General features: G+C 41.2%; 10 protein-coding genes. 6 read left to right on the forward strand and 4 right to left on the reverse strand.

From position 1 onward, the window contains the following. Positions 1 to 121 precede the first annotated feature (121 nt). Positions 122 to 1,087, reverse strand: a complete 966-nt coding sequence (gene secF, locus XEN7305_RS09240) for a protein translocase subunit SecF (protein WP_006509137.1) — start codon at positions 1,085 to 1,087, stop codon at positions 122 to 124. Between the two features lie 115 nt (positions 1,088 to 1,202). Here secF and XEN7305_RS09245 point away from each other — a divergent pair, with 115 nt between their 5' ends. Then, positions 1,203 to 1,643, forward strand: a complete 441-nt coding sequence (locus tag XEN7305_RS09245; RefSeq protein WP_006509138.1) for a GNAT family N-acetyltransferase — start codon at positions 1,203 to 1,205, stop codon at positions 1,641 to 1,643. Here XEN7305_RS09245 and XEN7305_RS09250 read toward each other — a convergent pair. After that, positions 1,635 to 2,021, reverse strand: coding sequence for a type II toxin-antitoxin system VapC family toxin (locus XEN7305_RS09250; protein WP_006509139.1), 387 nt, complete (start codon positions 2,019 to 2,021; stop codon positions 1,635 to 1,637). The genes XEN7305_RS09245 and XEN7305_RS09250 overlap by 9 nt on opposite strands. Further along, the gene (locus XEN7305_RS09255) at positions 2,021 to 2,242 is read right to left on the reverse strand and encodes a type II toxin-antitoxin system Phd/YefM family antitoxin (RefSeq protein ID WP_006509140.1); all 222 of its coding nucleotides are present in this window, start codon (positions 2,240 to 2,242) and stop codon (positions 2,021 to 2,023) included. Before XEN7305_RS09255 ends, XEN7305_RS09250 begins: the two co-directional genes overlap by 1 nt. 412 nt (positions 2,243 to 2,654) lie before the next feature. On the opposite strand from XEN7305_RS09255, the gene XEN7305_RS26560 reads away from it, so the two are divergent. The 4 genes from XEN7305_RS26560 (at position 2,655) to XEN7305_RS26565 (ending at position 15,018) form a co-directional block, all read left to right on the forward strand. Continuing rightward, the gene (locus tag XEN7305_RS26560) at positions 2,655 to 5,498 is read left to right on the forward strand and encodes a DUF4347 domain-containing protein (protein WP_006509141.1); all 2,844 of its coding nucleotides are present in this window, start codon (positions 2,655 to 2,657) and stop codon (positions 5,496 to 5,498) included. A 301-nt stretch (positions 5,499 to 5,799) separates the two neighbouring features. Beyond that, the gene (locus XEN7305_RS09265) at positions 5,800 to 6,180 is read left to right on the forward strand and encodes an endonuclease domain-containing protein (protein ID WP_006509142.1); all 381 of its coding nucleotides are present in this window, start codon (positions 5,800 to 5,802) and stop codon (positions 6,178 to 6,180) included. Between the two features lie 93 nt (positions 6,181 to 6,273). After that, complete coding sequence (locus XEN7305_RS27540; protein WP_006509143.1) at positions 6,274 to 10,173, forward strand: TIGR03032 family protein; 3,900 nt, start codon at positions 6,274 to 6,276, stop codon at positions 10,171 to 10,173. Between the two features lie 429 nt (positions 10,174 to 10,602). Further along, positions 10,603 to 15,018, forward strand: coding sequence for an FG-GAP-like repeat-containing protein (locus XEN7305_RS26565; protein WP_006509144.1), 4,416 nt, complete (start codon positions 10,603 to 10,605; stop codon positions 15,016 to 15,018). A gap of 170 nt (positions 15,019 to 15,188) precedes the next feature. Here XEN7305_RS26565 and leuD read toward each other — a convergent pair whose 3' ends face one another. Beyond that, the gene (gene leuD / locus XEN7305_RS09285) at positions 15,189 to 15,776 is read right to left on the reverse strand and encodes a 3-isopropylmalate dehydratase small subunit (protein ID WP_006509145.1); all 588 of its coding nucleotides are present in this window, start codon (positions 15,774 to 15,776) and stop codon (positions 15,189 to 15,191) included. Positions 15,777 to 16,013: 237 nt separating this feature from the next. Between leuD and XEN7305_RS09290 the strand changes: the two genes are divergently transcribed. Then, entirely contained in the window at positions 16,014 to 17,972 is a 1,959-nt protein-coding gene (locus XEN7305_RS09290) for a serine/threonine phosphatase (RefSeq protein WP_006509146.1), read from the forward strand. Positions 17,973 to 17,998 lie beyond the last annotated feature (26 nt).

A 17,998-nucleotide genomic window follows, 5' to 3' on the forward strand; every position in this document is an offset into this window, starting at 1 on the left:
GCGCGGAAGTAATAAGTAATAAGTAATGAGTAATAAGTCTTGATATATCAGCTTTTTGCTCTTCGTTGATGGTTGTCTTATTTACGCCCGCGTCCACTAGTTTCATTTAATTTGACGATCATTACTCATTATCAACAACTAAATTTTTAATCTCTCCTTGTTTACTATTTCTCCACAAAGCAAGCAACGTACTAGCAATGAAAATACTGGAGTAAGCACCAAGAGTAAAGCCGATAATCAGAGCTAGGGCAAAGAATTTAAGAGTTTCTCCTCCAAAAAGAAAAATACCGATCAACGGCAACAGAGTAGTAATTGAAGTATTAATCGAACGGCCTAAAGTCTGATTCACAGCATTATCAACAATCTCATTGATGGTTAGATTGCTGTTACTCGCTTCACTATTAGCAATGGTTTCTCTAATGCGATCATAAATGACTACAGTATCATTAACAGAAAAACCAATAATCGTTAGTAAAGCAACCAAAAATAGGCTATCTACTTCTACCTGGGCAACCAACCCTAGAATCGCAAATACTCCAGCTGTAATCACCACATCATGGAACAGGGCAACAATGGCAAATAAAGCATAGTCGAACTGAAAACGCACACTCAGATACACAATAATGCCAAAGAATGCCACAATCAGCGCTAGCATTCCCGAAACAAACAATTCTTTACCAATAGTTGGCCCTACAGAGTCAATTTGAATTGTCTGAGAATCGAAGACCCCGATCGCCTCGCTGATTCCCTTTTGTAAACTAGTTCTCTCATCAACATCTAAATTCTTTGTTCTGACAGATAAAATGTTTTTGTTATTGCCCAACAACTGAATCGTACTATTGCCAACGCCTTGAGCTTCCACAACAGATCTTACCTCAGCAATGTTAATCGGGCGATCGCAATTCTCTGTGATGCTACAATCTCTCTCAATTTGTAGTCGTGTACCACCAACAAAGTCTAATCCCGGACGAATCGGTGCGTTTAACATCGTAAAGGAGATAACCATTGCGGCGATACTCGCAATAATCGCGATCGCGGATATCCCCCACCAGAGACTTCGTTGCTTGATAACACTAAATTTAATCATTGTTCAATAACATTTTGACCGAACCCCATTTTAAGTTTATTCGTGGGCGATAGGCAATCGCTTAACCTAAGGAATGAGGAACGAGGAACGAGGAACGAGGAGTAGAGAGAGAAAAATGATGAATCAAGTTGTAATTGCGATCGTTACTTATGCTGAATTTTTGGTTCCGATTAAAGCAATTAGGACTACGGTGTTTCAGAAAGAACAGGGAATAGCAGCCGAATTAGAGTTTGATGGTCTCGATTCGATTGCGATTCATCTTTTAGCTTATATTGATGCAAATCCTGTTGGTACTGCAAGGATGAGGGATATTGGGAAACAAACTCTTAAGCTTGAAAGATTGGCTGTTTTGCCAGAAGCGAGGAGAAAAGGCATTGGCAAACAATTAACACAAAAAGCTCTAGATTTTGCCCAGGAAAACAATTATCAAGCCGTGAGCCTAAACTCTCAGCTATATGTAAAAAATCTCTACGAAAAGTTAGGTTTTCAATCGGTGGGAGATATTTTTGACGAGGCAGGAATTCCTCACATCAAAATGATTAAACAATTACCATAATCTCTCAATTGGATATAAATCAAAAATCTCATCTGTTCCCACAACGGGAATTTTTTCTGCAATAGCCTGAGCAATAATCAGTCTGTCAAATGGATCGCGATGATGTAGTGGCAAATTAGCAACAATCACGAGATGATCAACTTTGATATTTAGTAGCTGAAAATCATTTACTTTCAACTGTCTTTTCATAAATAATTCGAATGGCAATTCAAACCTCAATTTGCCAACACTATGTTTGATAGCCATTTCCCAAATACTAACAATGCTGAGAAAAACCTCATTATTACCGTCATTTATGAGTTGTTGTGCTTTGAGGCTTAATTTTCGATTATTGGTGACATACCAAATAAAAGTATGAGTATCTAGTAAAAGTCTCATTACATATACTCTTGAAATTCTTCTAATGGTGCATCAAAATCATCAGACATCCAAACTTGACCTTTCGCACTTCCTGGTTGGCGACTTTTAATTGCACCAGCTGGAATTAATTTGACTAGAGAAAGATCATCTTTGGTGATGATCACTTCTTCTCCCCGTAATGCGGCATCGATTAAGTCAGGAAGCTTTTGAGCTGCTTCGTCTACAGTAATTGATTGCATGATGTTCACCTTGTTCATGTCTTAGTGTCTTAGTTTGATTCTAAGACATCTAGTCTTAGCTTGAATATTTGTATTTAGCTAATCTCTATTAGGTTATTATCCTAATCTGATTATTCAGCGATCGCAATATTTTTTGTCTCTATTCAAAAATAAGTAATTAATGGTCAATGTTTGAAATATTGACGTATTTTGATTCTATGAATAGGCTAGTAGGGTTTCTTTTAATTATTAATATTTCAATAACCTAAGTCGTTATTGATTGTCGTAAATTTACTTATTTGTAAGTATTTTTTAGTAGAATTTTTTGATCAATAAATCATTATTTTACTAGAAATCATTTATCTTTTAAGTATCATTACGATTCGTTATTTCACTTCGAACTAAAAACCAGCTCATCATTCAGGATCTCTCTATGAATAATCTCCTAGAATCCAACAAAATCAACAATCAAATCAGCAGCTTAGCTACTGTCAACACTTTAGTAATCATCGATCCAAATGTTACGAGCCCCCAACAACTAGCAGCAGGTATCATCCCTGGGGCAGCAGTTAAAATTCTCGATGCCGATGGCGATGGCATAATCCAAATTACCGAGATTTTACGAAAATATCCCAATATCAATTCGCTGCATCTTGTTAGCCACGGTTCCCCTGGATGTATTCACTTAGGTGATAGCAAACTAAATCTCGCTACTCTTCCTTTATACTCAGCCAAAATAGCAAGTTGGTTCTCTTCCCCAAATCCCCAACTCTCTTTTTATACTTGTAATCTCGCCGCTGCTCCCGAACTACTAACCCAACTCCACAGCCTAACAGGAGCGAGTATTGCCGCCTCGACCCAAGAAGTAGGCCAAGGCAATTGGAACCTGGAATGGCAAATTGGCGAAATCAGCTCTGATTCTGCTTTCACCACAGAACTCCAACAAAAATATCTAGGAACATTTCCTTTTGATCCCCAAGTTACCTTTGCCGTGGGAAATAGCCCACAGGGGGTAGCCATAGGAGATTTTGATGGAGATGGCGATAGTGATGACATTGTGGTGGGGAACACTTACGGTAATGGTATCTCAGTCTTGTTGGCAGATGGCTCTGGTGGTTTTACCTCAACTACTTTCCCTGACAGTGGATCTGAATTTGCAGTAGGAGATTTTAATGAAGATGGCACTGATGATTTTGCCATAGTAGACTTTAGCAATTTATCAGTCTTCTTGAGTGATGGATCGGGAAGCTTTACTGGCCCGACTACCTTTCCGGCAGGAAATGGCCCACTTTCTGTTGCGATAGGAGATTTTAACAATGATGACAATCTTGACCTCGCTGTCTCCAACCAAAATACCCCCGCTCTTGTCTCAACATTTTTGGGAGATGGTTCTGGGGGCTTTACCGCCTCAAATACTGTTTCGGTTGGTTCCCAGGCAACTTTTGTTGAAGTAGGAGATCTCGATGGGGATGGCGAAGTTGATGATCTTGTTGTGGCAAGAAGACTGGCTGGTAGTGTTAGCGTATTCTTAGGCGATAATAGCGGGGGTTTTTCTGGCCGAACTGATTTTTCCACTGGCATTGGCCCCACTGCTGTGGCCATAGGCGATTTAGATGGGGATGGGGCTGCTGATGACATTGCGGTTAGTGCCTATTATGACGACAGTGTCTCAGTGCTGTTGAATGATGGCAGTGGCGGCTTTTTGGCTCAAACTGCCTTTTCCGTTGGAGATAATGCCAGAAAATTAGTCATAGGAGATTTTGATGAGGATGGGTCTGCTAATGACATTGCGGCTCTAAACATTAATGATGATAATGTATCGGTGCTATTGAATGATGGCAGTGGCGGCTTTGGGGCTCAAGAGACCTTTGCCGTTGGCGATAATCCCTATTTCTTAGCGGTGGGAGATCTCGATGGGGATGGCATAGTTGATGATCTTGCTGTTACAAATCAAAGTGATAATACGCTATCAGTGCTGATTAATCAACCAGTGGTTAATACAGCACCTACTGCGGTAGATGATAAATTTACTACCGATGAAGATACCGCCTTCACCACTGATAGTGTCCTAGCAAATGATACCGACCCCGAAGATGACACATTAACTATCGGTAACATCGATATCACCTCAACCCTAGGACTTGTCACCAATAACGGCGATGGCACCTTCGATTATGACCCCAACGGTCAATTTGAATTCCTTGAACCAGGTGAATTTGCCACCGATAGTTTTGATTATCAGATTACCGATACCGACGGTAATATTGGTCATGCCACAGTTACCATTAAAATCAGTGGCATTGATGATGATCCCGCAGTTGATGATAGTTTACTTGGTACTTCCGGAGATGACAGCATTATCGGAACTAATGGTAGTGAATCAATCAGGGGCCTAAATGGTGATGATACTCTCAACGGTCAAGCTGGTGCTGATAATCTCAATGGGGGCAATGATAATGATCTTTTAGTTGGCGGAGATGGCGACGATAGTCTGCGCGGTCTCAATGATCATGACACTCTCAAAGGTGGCACTGGTAATGACACCCTCAAAGGTGGCTCTGGTAATGATCTTCTCAAAGGCGGCAATGATAATGATAGCTTAAATGGTGATAGCGGTAATGACACCCTCAAAGGTGCCTCTGGTGATGATACTCTTTCTGGTCAAGCTGGGGCTGATAGTCTCGATGGAGGAGATGGTAATGATAGTTTAGTTGGTGCTACTGGCATTGATACCCTTGATGGTGGTTCTGGTAATGACACTCTGTTGGGTCAAGATGATCCTGATCTACTCTTTGGTCAAGACAATGATGATAGCTTGGTTGGGGGTGATGGCAATGATACCCTCGATGGTGGAGCTGGCAATGATACTCTCCTCGGTCAAAACGATGCTGATCTTTTGTTTGGTCAAGAGAATGATGACAGTCTCTTGGGTCAAAATGGTAATGATACCCTCGATGGTGGCCCTGGCAATGATACTCTCCTAGGTCAAAATAATGATGATCTTTTGATTGGTGGCACTGGTCTTGATACTCTCACTGGTGGCTCTGGTAATGATCTCTTTGCTTTAGTTTCTGGTCTCACTGCGGATGCTGATATCGTTAGTGATTATCAAGATGGTTTGGATAAGTTGTTCTTAACTGGCGGTCTCATTTTTGATAATTTAACTATTAGTCCCAACGGAGCTGATACCGATATTATCGAAACTGCTAGTGGTCAAACTTTAGCGACATTAACTGGCATTGATATTGCTGATATTGATGCGACAGATTTTGTTTAGATTGACTAATCTCAACATATTTAGCGATCGCCTGTAAGAAACTGCGATCTCGAAGAGATCCACTTAGCGGGCACACAGTGCCAACTCTCGGCTGATCGCTTTTTGTGTTTAAGCCCCCCGACCCCCAAATTTGGGGGAGAAAGATAACTGGAAGTCCCCCAGTATTGGATTTAGAGGTCTGAATTAGAGTTAAACCCCGAAAGGATAATAGAAAATAACTTAGTAGAGAAAGACAAAAAGTCCCCCAGTATTGGGGGATTTAGGGGGCATAAATCTTAGAAACGAAACACAAATAACTGAAATGAAAAATAACAACAGAATTCGCGGTACAACCCCAGAAATAGAAGAAGCTGCACGAAAACTAAGAAACAATCTGACACCAGCGGAAGCTTATTTATGGGCAGCACTACGAAATAAGCAACTTGAAGGACTACGTTTTCGCTGTCAGCATCCTGTAGGAAATTTTATTTTGGACTTCTATTGTTCTTCTTGTAAGTTAGTAGTAGAAGTTGATGGCGAAATTCACACTCATCAGAATAAATACGATGATGCCAGAACTGCAAAATTAGCCGAGTATGGCTATAAAGTGGTGAGATTTAAAAACGAACAAGTGATCAATGATTTGCCGAGAGTATTGGCAGAGATTAGGCGTGTTGCTCTTGCTCTTCATTCTCAATTATGATTCTGAATTATTTGTGAATTGGAAGAAAAGTTAAAACATACTGTTTCTTTAATTAAACCGGAGCTACAATCGCGCCTAAATATCTGATCAATAATGCTAGAAATATTCTCTTCGCGTCAATTTCCTGACTGGTTAGGGCAACAAAATATCAGTCTTGCCCTAACTACCTATCAGACAGGTCAGCTAATTTTCTTGGGAGTCAATCCGGCGGGTCAGCTTTCGGGTTTTCAGCGTCTCTACGATCGCGCGATGGGTTTATATACTACCCCAGAAAGACTTTATCTGAGTTGCAAATCTCAACTATGGCAACTAGACAATGCCCTCGAATCAGGGCAGTTGCATCAAGGTTACGATAAACTCTATATTCCCCGTGTTGGTAACACGACGGGAGATCTCGATATTCACGATCTGGCAATAGATCGCGATGGCAAAATAATTTTCGTTAGTAGTTTACTAAATTGTTTAGCGACTACTAGCGATCGCAAAAGTTGTAAGCCGCTTTGGAAACCTGATTTTATCTCTCGAATCATTAACGAAGATCGTTGTCACCTCAATGGGATGGCGATGGTCGATGGGCAACCTGGCTATGTGACAGCCTGTAGTCGATCTGACCTTGTTGATGGCTGGCGCGATCGCAGAGTTGGAGGTGGCATAGTAATTGATATCGCCAGTAATGAGATTATATGTACCGACCTCACGATGCCCCATTCGCCTCGTTGGTATCAGGATAAGTTATGGTTGCACAATTCTGGTCGAGGAGAACTCGGATATGTAGATTTTGCGACGGGGAAATTTGAAGCCGTTGCTTTTTGTCCAGGATATTTAAGGGGTTTAGCTTTTTGGGGCAATTATGCGATCGTGGGATTGTCTAAGCCAAGGAATGGCGATCGCACTTTTTCTGGTTTACCCCTAGATGAATTGTTACAAGCCAAAGACGGAGAAGCTCGTTGTGGCTTGATGGTGGTGGATTTAAATACGGGCGCGATCGCGAACTGGGTAAGATTTGAAGGAGCAATCACCGAACTTTACGATGTCCAGATTATTGCTAATGCTAAACGACCGATGGCGTTGGGATTTCAGACAGACGAAATTGCCCAATTGATTAGTTTAGAATCCCCTGAAGCCGTTAATAATAATTATCCTAATCAAAGCTCGTTAAAAAATGACGATGAAAAGGTCAAGCAGCAGCAAAGACATGAACTAAATTTATCGCTCTTACCTCAATCAGCAAATCAAGAGTCAGTTACTACTATCGATAACAAAATGAAATTCCTGTTCTTAGTCGGGGTGGAAGGAACAGGACATCATATGATTAGAGCAATCTTAGCTAATTGCTTTGAACAAGACCATTTTGTTCCTCAAGGAGAATGGCATCAATTATTACTCAATTATTGGGATGCTTCTCAAAGATTTAAAATCGAAAATGAAACACCAGACTGTTCAAAGAGTAAAAATATTAGAGAAGAATTGGCGCATATTTTTCAGTCCTATAGTAATCAAAATGCTACACATCTTTTTGAATCTCTTTCCTCATTCCCCTGTTACCAACCAAGACAAACGTTGCGTCGTCCAGACATTATAGATTTTGCAGATATAGTCAGTGATTTAATAGAGGTAAAATATTTAATACTATATCGCAACCCAGTTTCTGCGACCTATAGTGCTATTCGTCGGGGGTTTACGGACAATATTTACTTGCAAGCAAAAATTGTCGAGAGTAACTTAATTTATATAGACAAGCAATTCAGTCAATTACCCCAGACTTCTTATAAAGTTCTACATTTTGAAGAATTTTTAGATAACCCCACACTATATAGTAAAAAAATTGCGGATTGGTGGAATCTCGATCGCGAAACTGTCGTTCAAGGGTTGGCCAATTTTCGGCAACCTTTTCCCTATTCGCAAATACCGACAAAAGAAAAAGAAATATTAGAGAATTTCTTTACTCAAAAACGGATTAATCAATGGCAAAATTTTTATACTAGTAATCAGATTTATTCTGTCGCTCAGAACAACAAACAGTCATTAGCAACGGCAAAAAAGCAGAATTTGGTCGGAAGTTTGGCAACTCAACAACGGCAGAATACTCAAGCGGCAACTCAATCAGTTTCAACTCAACAACATGATACTGCCGAAGAGTTATTAAAGAGAAGTCGCACATTAAAAAAAATAGGTAGTCTAGAAGAAGCAGAGGTATGTCTGCGTAAAGCCATCACTTTAAAACCAGATTTTTGGGGGGCGTATAATAATCTGGGGACTTTATTACAAAATCAAGGACAGATCGCCGAAGCTAAACTTTGTTATCAAAATGCGATCGCACACAACAATAATTTTGCCCAGGCAATTTCTAATCTAGCGAGCATCGATCAACTAGAAGAAAATTTGGAAAAAGCCAAAAATGGTTTCTATCGGGCATTACAAATCAAACCTGATTATGTCCCAGCTCATTTCAATTTAGCTAATATTTTCAAAGAGCAAAAACGCTTGGGTGGGGCAATAGAACATTTTGAAAAGGTAATAGCACTCCAGCCAGATCATACTGAAGCATATATTAGTCTGGGGAACATTTTTGAGTATCAAGACAAACAAGAAAAAGCCTTAGCATGTTATCAAAAAGCTCTAGAACTAAATCCTGATTTTACCCATCTCAATTTTAATATTGCTATGGTAAAACTGCGTTCTTGTAATTGGCACAATTATGAGCGTAACCTAGAGCAATTATTACAAACACTAGAAAATTATCTAGAACAAGACTCTTTTCCAGGAGTTAATATTTTTGCTCTAAGTGCAATTCCCGTCCCCTTACACATTCATCAAGCAGCAGCTAAAAGTCAAGCCAAAACGATTGCCAAAACTAGCAATCTACTCCCACAGAAGATAAATTTCCAACATCATCATAATCAGCCCCAAAAACTTCGGATTGGGTTTATTTCCCCTGATTTTCGTGAGCATGCTGTGGGCAGATTAATACAGAATATTTTTCCCCATTTTGATCGCGATCGCTATGAGATCTATGCCTATTCCACAGTAGACGTGAATGATCATATAACTCAAGCCGTGCGATCGGGTTGCGATGTTTTTGTAGAGCTGGCTCCCCTTTCTGCGATCGCTGCGGCACAACGCATCCATAGCGACGGTATTCATATTATGATTGATTTGGCTGGTTATACCATTGGTCATGGTGCGGCGATTTTGGATTTGCAACCTGCCCCAGTACAAGCACAATGGTTGGGATATCCCGATACGATGGGTGCCGAGTTTATGCAATATTATCTGGGCGATCGCACTTTGATCACAGACGAAATCGCCGAGCATTACACCGAGGAAATTATCTATCTGCCTCATACTTTTGTCGCTTCTCCCCTCAAAATTTCCGAAAGAGTCATGACAAGAGAGGAGTTTGGCTTACCTGATGATGCCTTTGTGTTCTGTTCTTTTAATGCCCATTACAAAATAAATCCCGAATTGTTTGATGCTTGGCTGAGGATTCTAGAACAAGTGCCCCAGAGTGTTTTATGGTTAGCTTCGGGCAGCGGCAGGGACAATTTACGTGCTGAAGCGAAAAAACGAGGTTTAGCAGCCGATAGATTGATTTTTGCCGAGAAAATTCCCCATGAAGAATATTTAGCTCGTTATGCCCTAGCAGATCTTTATTTGGATACTCTAATTTATAACGCGGGTTCGACTGCGGCAGCGGTGCTCTGGTCAGGATTGCCAATGTTAACTTGTCCTGGTAACACTAATGCCTCAAGAATGGGAGCTAGTATTTGTCTGGCGGGAGGTCTGGAGACTGCTATCTGCAACAGTCTAGAAGAATACGAACAAAAAGCGGTGTATTTGGCAACTCATCCCCAAGAATTGGCTCAAATACGTCAGAATTTACAAGCGACGTTAACAGATGAGACTAGCTATCCTCCTTTATTTCGGGTAACAGATTTCGTGCGATCGCTAGAAGCAGCTTGTGAACAAATGTGGGAAAACATTAAACATTGAACATTGAACATTGAACATTGAACATTCAAAGTTATTCTTTGGGTTCAGAAGAGAATTTTTTGCTATTAAACTTTTATTGTTAATATTTTTTATATTTTTACTCAACTTATAAAACTGACGTAATTCACTAATCAATGACTAATGGTCAATGGTCAATGCTTAATGGTCAATGGTCAATGATCAATGAGAAGAAGTCTTGACGTATTTTGATTTCGTTAATAGGCTGGTAGAGTTTTCATTAATTATTAATATTCCAAGAATACAAATCGTTACTAGTTACTGTAATTTTACTTATTTTTAAGTATTTTCCAGCAAACAATCTGGTCAATCAATTAACTTTTTCTTGGTAAATTATTTACTCTTTAAGTATTCTTACGATTCAGGATATTTCCTTGGATTCAAAACCAAATAATTATTCTAGATAGCTCTATGACAACTCTTACAAAACCCCAAAAAATTAGCAATTCAATCAATACATTCGCTACGGTCAATACCTTAGTAATAATCGACCCCAATGTTACTAATCCCCAGCAGCTAGCAGCAGGAATTGTGACCGGGGCAGCGGTTGAAATTCTCGATGCCCATCGCGATGGCATTATTCAAATTACAGAGATTTTGCGAGAATACTCTAATATTGATTCGCTTCATCTTGTGGCGCATGGTTCGCCTGGATGTATTTACCTAGGGAATAGTAAATTAAATCTCGAAACTCTACCTTTATACTCTGCAAATATAGCAGCTTGGTTTTCTTCTCCAAATCCCCAAATTTTCTTCTACGGTTGTAATCTCGCCGTCGCTCCTGAACTACTAAACCAACTCCACAAACTGACGGGAGCGAATATTGCTGCCTCGACTCAAGAAGTAGGACAAGGCAATTGGAATCTTGAATGGCAAACGGTCGAAATTAAAACTGATCCTGTTTTTACCTCAGAACTACAACAAAAATATCAAGAAACATTTGTAGCAGATTTTCAGCCTGAAGTTACTTTTGGTGTTGGAGATACTCCTCTTTCAGTAGCAGTTGGGGATTTGGATGGGGATGGTGCTGCCGATGACCTTGCTATTGCTAACTATAATGACAACAATGTATCAGTACTATTAGGGGATGGTTCTGGGGGCTTCTCTGCTCAAACTACCTTTGCTGTGGGAAATGGTCCATATTCAGTAGCGATCGGAGATTTGGATGGGGATGGTGCTGCCGATGACCTCGCTATTGCTAATAGTCCTGACGATACTGTATCAGTACTATTAGGGGATGGTTCTGGGGGCTTCTCTGCTCAAACCACTTTTGCTGTGGGAAATGGTCCGTTTTTAGTAGCGATCGGAGATTTGGATGGAGACGGAGAAGTTGACGACCTCGCTGTTGCTAATGTTAATGGCAACAATGTATCAGTACTATTAGGGAATGGTTCTGGGGGCTTCTCTGCTCAAACTACCTTTGCTGTGGGAAATAGTCCGTTTTCAGTAGCGATCGGAGATTTGGATGGAGACGGAGAAGTTGACGACCTCGCTGCTGCTAATCGTAATAACAACAATGTATCAGTACTATTAGGGGATGGTTCTGGGGGCTTCTCTGCTCAAACTACCTTTGCTGTGGGACTTGCTCCGTTGTCAGTAACAATCGGAGATTTGGATGGTGATGGAGAAGTTGACGATCTTGCCGTTGCGAATAGTGCTGCATCTAACAACAATGTATCAGTACTATTAGGGGATGGTTCTGGAGGCTTCTCTGCTCAAACTACCTTTGCTGTGGGACTTCTACCCCGCTCCGTAGCAATTGGAGATTTGGATGGAGACGGAGCTGCGGATGACATTGCTGTTACTAACTATACTGATGATACTGTCTCCGTGCTGTTGAATGATGGTTCGGGGAGTTTCTTAGGCGAAATTACTTTTGAAGTTGGAACTAATCCAAGTTCAGTAGCGATCGCAGATTTGGATGGAGATGGAGAAGTTGATGACCTTGCGGTTGCTAATGGAGGAGATTCAACTGTCTCAGTGCTGATCAATAATGATCCTCCTGTTGCCAATGACGACGCTTTTCCCAGATTTGTAGAACTCTCAGATCTCAACGGCAGTAATGGCTTTGCCCTCAACGGAATTTTTGATTACGATGAATCTGGATTCTCCGTCAGTAATGCTGGAGATATCAATGGTGATGGATTTGATGATCTGATTATTGGCGCACCCGATGCCTATGCCAATTATATTTATGCGGATGCAGGACAAGCCTATGTTGTCTTTGGTGGTCCTGGAGTCGGTGCTTCTGGGAGCTTTGAATTATTTGAGCTTGATGGGATTAATGGTTTTATCATCAATGGCATTGCACCCGAAGATGATGCTGGGTTTTCCGTAAGTAATGCAGGAGATATCAACGGGGATACTATTGCTGATCTGATTATCGGTGCTAAAGAAGGATATAACGGTACATATTACTCAGGTCAAAGCTATGTGATCTTCGGTGATCCGAATGTCGGTAATAATGGACTAGTCCCTGGAGTAATCGATCTGGCAACTCTTGATGGCACAGAAGGCTTTATTATTAACGGTATTTATGAGGGAGAATATGTAGGATTCTCCGTTAATAACTTAGGAGATATCAATGGTGATGGCATTGATGATCTCATTATTGGGGCTCCTGGCTCTGAGGATTTTGCTGATATTTATAGCGTCAGTCCAGGAAGTAGCTACGTTGTTTTTGGCGATGGAAACATTGGTAATACTGGAGTAATTGAACTATCAGCTCTAGATGGCACAAATGGTTTTGTTCTTAATGGGGCTGGAGCCTACGATTATTCAGGAACCTCAGTCAGTAACGCAGGAGATGTTAATGGAGATGGGTTTGCTGATCTGATTATTGGTGCTCCCAAGCCCACTGATGGTGCTGAGGGAATTGGGGGCATTGGGGCAATTTTCGGTCTGGGTAATACTTATTCGGGAGAAGCTTATGTGGTCTTCGGCGGTACTGATGTTGGTAGCACAGGATTTGTTGAGCTCGCATCTCTTAATGGGGATAATGGTTTTGCGATCGGCGGCACCCAACTTTATGATTTTGTCGGTTATTCGGTTAGTAACCTCGGAGATATTAACGGTGATGGTCTTGATGATCTGATTATTGGAGCCTATGGAACAGGCTCTAATGGTGAAGGGGCAAGCTATGTCATCTTTGGGGCTGAGGATCTTGGCAGCACAAGTGTTGTGGAACTCTCAGATCTTGATGGAACTAATGGTTTTGTCCTCGAAGGGATTAATCGCTATGATCTTTCGGGAATTTCTGTGAGTAATGCCGGAGATATTAATGGCGACGGGTTCGCTGATCTGATTATCGGGGCAGATTACGCAGATCCTAATGGTATTTCTTCGGGAGAAAGTTATGTTGTCTTTGGTGGTCTCAATATTGGTAGTTCGGGTACTTTCGATTTAGGTTCTCTCGATGGTCATAATGGTTTTGCTCTCAATGGCATCTTTCCCTTCGATTATTCTGGTTTCTCGGTTAGCAATGCCGGTGATATTAATGGGGATGGGATAGATGATCTGATTATCGGTGCCCCCGAAGCTAGTCCTAATGGTTACGATGGAGCAGGACAAAGTTATGTCTTCTTTGGCCGTGACTTTACGACAGATGCCGATTCTGCCTTCACCACCAGTAATGTTTTCACCAATGATAGTGATCCTAACGGAGATGACATATCCCTCGATAGCATTGACACCACAGGAACGCTGGGAATAGTTACGGATAATGGGGATGGCACTTTTGATTATGATCCCAATGGTGAATTTGACGATCTTCCTGTAGGAGAAACTGCTAAAGATACCTTTACCTATACTATTTCCGATGGTAATGGGGGTTTTGATACTGCCACTGTCACCATCAAGATTGCCGGTCTTAATGAGACCTTGTTCGGTACCGATAAGGATGACAATATTTGGGGCACAGAAGACGATGATAATATCGTTGGCCTAGATGGCAATGACACTCTCAACGGGGAAGCTGGTAACGACACTCTCGATGGAGGAGATGATAATGATAGTTTGATTGGTGGGCCTGGGGATGATGGAATTCAAGGAAATTCTGGTCACGATGTCCTTCTCGGTCAAGGGGGCAATGACATTCTCGGGGGTAGTTCTGGCAATGACACTCTCAAAGGTGGAGAAGGTGACGATAGTTTGCGGGGTCTGGATGATAATGATTTTCTAGCTGGAAACAATGGCAATGATACTCTCAAAGGCGGCAATGGCAATGACATCCTCGAAGGAGGAAATGACAATGATAGCTTAAATGGCGATGCAGGTAGCGATACTATTGATGGTGGAGCTGGGAGTGATACCCTTGCTGGTCAAGCGGGAGCAGATAGTCTCGATGGAGGAGCTGATAATGACCTTGTAGTTGGTGCTGATGGCAATGATACTCTCAAAGGCGGTGCTGGTAATGACACTCTTTCTGGTCAAAATGATGCCGATATGCTCTTTGGTCAAGAAAATGATGATAGTTTAACTGGAGGAGATCAAAATGATACCCTCGATGGTGGAACTGGCAATGATACTCTCCTTGGTCAGCGCAATGATGATGTTTTGATTGGTGGCCCTGGTCTTGACATTTTAAATGGAGGGGGTGGCAATGACCGCTTTGCTCTGGTTTCTGGTTTCACTGCCGACGCTGACATCATTCAAGATTTCCAGAATGGCCGAGATCAATTGTTGCTCACAGGCGGTCTGACTTTTGGCACGCTCACTATTAGTCAAAACGGCGCAGATACCGACATTATTGAAACCATTGGAGGTGAAACCCTCGCTACGTTGCTCGGCATAGATGCGACCACTATTGATGAAACTGACTTTGTTTAGTGACCAGACTTCGCCCTTGAGGGCAGATGGCAGAAGGAAATAACTTACTTTCTCCTTCAGCCTTCGTTTGACAAATTCAAGTAGGACAAGGGAAACCAGGGAAAATTTCTCATACTCCCTTGGCCTCAAAACCTAAAACCTAAAACCTAAAACCTAAAACCCAACCTCCATTACCAAGCAACATAGGGAAGTTTCTCCGTTGTCTTCTGAATTGCTGATTGATTTTGTATTAGTTGACCACAATTATCCCAACTACCTTCGATAAACATTTGTCTTGCCCCTTCGTCAGCAGTGGCTTCGACTACTAAGTCTCCACAAGTCACAGCTTTGTTAACTAGGTCCACTGTCATAGGAGTATCAGGTTGAGCTTGTAATTGTTTTTGAATTTGTTCGACAATTTCAGGGTTCACGGTGACGCAAGGTAAACCAATTGCAATACAATTGCCAAAGAAAATTTCTGCGAAACTTTCGCCGACAATGGCTTTGATGCCCCATCTGGCGAGGGATTGTGGCGCATGTTCTCGGGATGAACCGCAACCAAAATTGCCATTGACAACTAGAATATTTGCTCCTTGATATTGAGGAAGATCAAAAGGATGTTGTTCAGCCGCCTGAGCGCGATCGTCTGCAAAAGCCTGTTCTCCTAGACCATCAAAAGTGACACAACGTAAAAATCTTGCGGGAATAATGCGATCTGTATCGATATCATTACCAATTACAGGAACTGCTTGACCAGAAATTTTTCTTATTTGACTCATTGAAACCAATTAACGAGTTGGAACTAGATTAAATATAATAATTTAGATAGGTTCTTGAATTTTTCTAAGAGATATATTTATTTTTAGAGATTAGGGATTGTCAAAAAAATACCATGAGCTAAGATTGCTGGTGTGACTTTAGATGCTGATCCCTAAATTACATACCAAATAGAGTTTATTCTATCTCTAACTATTATATAAAATCACCTGAACATTATAATTTAAGGAAGTTCCCCTATGCTTATTTGTCCCGAGTGCAAGTATGAAAATTCAGAACATAATAAGTTTTGTGAAAACTGTGGGACTTCTTTAACGCACAAAACTTGCAGTGAATGTGGTGCCGAAATTACCTACACAGCTCAAGAATGCGAATCCTGTGGAGCTCCCAATCAAACTATGCTTCTCGCTATAATTGCCCAAAGCAATTCGCCTCAAGCAGCGGAAGCATTAAGCAATGAGAACTTGTCAACTCCCGATGATGCCAGCTATCTTGATGCCCAAAAAAGATATTATCTGCCGGAAAATAAGCAAGTAGCATCTAATCTGGCCGATTCCCACGGCAACATGATCTCCCTGGAAATTATTGATCAGCTGCCGTTGCAAGAATCGTATCTCAATATTTTACGCAAAACTAAACAGGAATTATTTACTGATTTGAGGCAAGCGCTTGATGATTTTTATCAGACAGGAAATCTCGCTGCGGATTTGTTGAGTATTTTACCAACCCAGGCTTTACCCTATTTAGTTCTAGAAGAATATGCGCCGATTGTTCCACCAATCGCAGATGCTTGGCAAGATCAAAACCAGGAAGTAATCCTACTGCCCGCGCGATCGCAATGGCAATCTTTAACCGAGCTTTGGTCGAAACCTCAATTACCTTTGCTTCAGGTTTTATGGTCCTTGGGAGAAATGGCAAAACTGTGGGTGCCTTTATCTCGAAGCTACTGTGCAACGAGTCTGCTAGTGCAAAATAACTTGAAAGTTGATGAAGATCAATCTTTTTGCCTGGAAAAATTGTACTGGGACTCAAAGGAAAAACAACCAACTTTAGCTGATTTAGTTGCCAAATGGCATAGTTGGTTAATTGATTCACAACAAACTTATCCAGAACAATTGTTCTCAGTATTGAAGCAAGCGATTGCCGGTGAAATTTTAGAAATTGAAGACCTTCTTAGACAATTGCATCAGATAGTAGAAAAAGAAGAGAGTAATCTAGATTTTGACTCAACAGATACGTCACCCTGGTCAGAACCTATGGATTCTGATTCATGGGAAACAGTTGATGACGCTGAAGAAACTGACTTCTTTAAAATTGATTCTGATGAAGACAGTATGATCTATGAAAGCGATGCCGACGAGGAATCAACTGCGATGTTGTTGATGCAAATTGCCAGCGTCACTCATGCTAACTATACAGACATCGGCTCGGGAAGAGATCACAATGAAGATTTTTTTGGGTCAAAAACTGTCATTACTCAAGAAGAAAATCCTAGTGAACAGAAATTAGAAGTTAAAGGACTTTATATCATCTGTGATGGGATGGGTGGACATGCCGCGGGAGAAGTTGCTAGTGCAATGGCCGTCGAAACTCTTCAAAGCTATTTTCACACCTATTGGCAAGACGAGCTTCCCTCAGAGAAAACCATTGAAGAAGGAATCTTGCTGGCCAATCAAATTATTTACCAAACTAATATTGACAATGCTCGCTCTGGCAGTGGGCGCATGGGAACTACTTTGGTCATGGCCCTATTGCAAAATAATCAGCTTGCGATCGCCCATGTCGGAGATAGCCGCATCTACAAAATTACTCGTCAAGAAGGACTAGAACAATTAACCGTAGATCATGAAGTGGGACAAAGGGAAATTAATCGGGGCGTCGAGCCAGAAATTGCCTATGGTCGTCCTGATGCCTATCAATTAACTCAAGCTTTGGGCCCAAGAGAAAGCAAGCATTTACGACCTGGAATTCAATATTTTGACATTGAGAAAGACTGTTTAATTCTACTTTGTTCCGACGGCCTTTCTGATAACGATTTGCTAGAAAAACATTGGCAGACATATTTGGAGCCTTTAATCAGTTCCAGTTCTGATCTCAATTCAGGCATCTATGAGCTAATGACCTTTGCTGATCGTTATAATGGTCATGACAATTTGACGGGAATTTTGATCAGAATCAAATTAAAGCCTGAAATTTAGAATTATTACTTATTATTTATTATTTA

It is taken from the genome of Xenococcus sp. PCC 7305, from assembly GCF_000332055.1.
Classification (GTDB): domain Bacteria; phylum Cyanobacteriota; class Cyanobacteriia; order Cyanobacteriales; family Xenococcaceae; genus Xenococcus.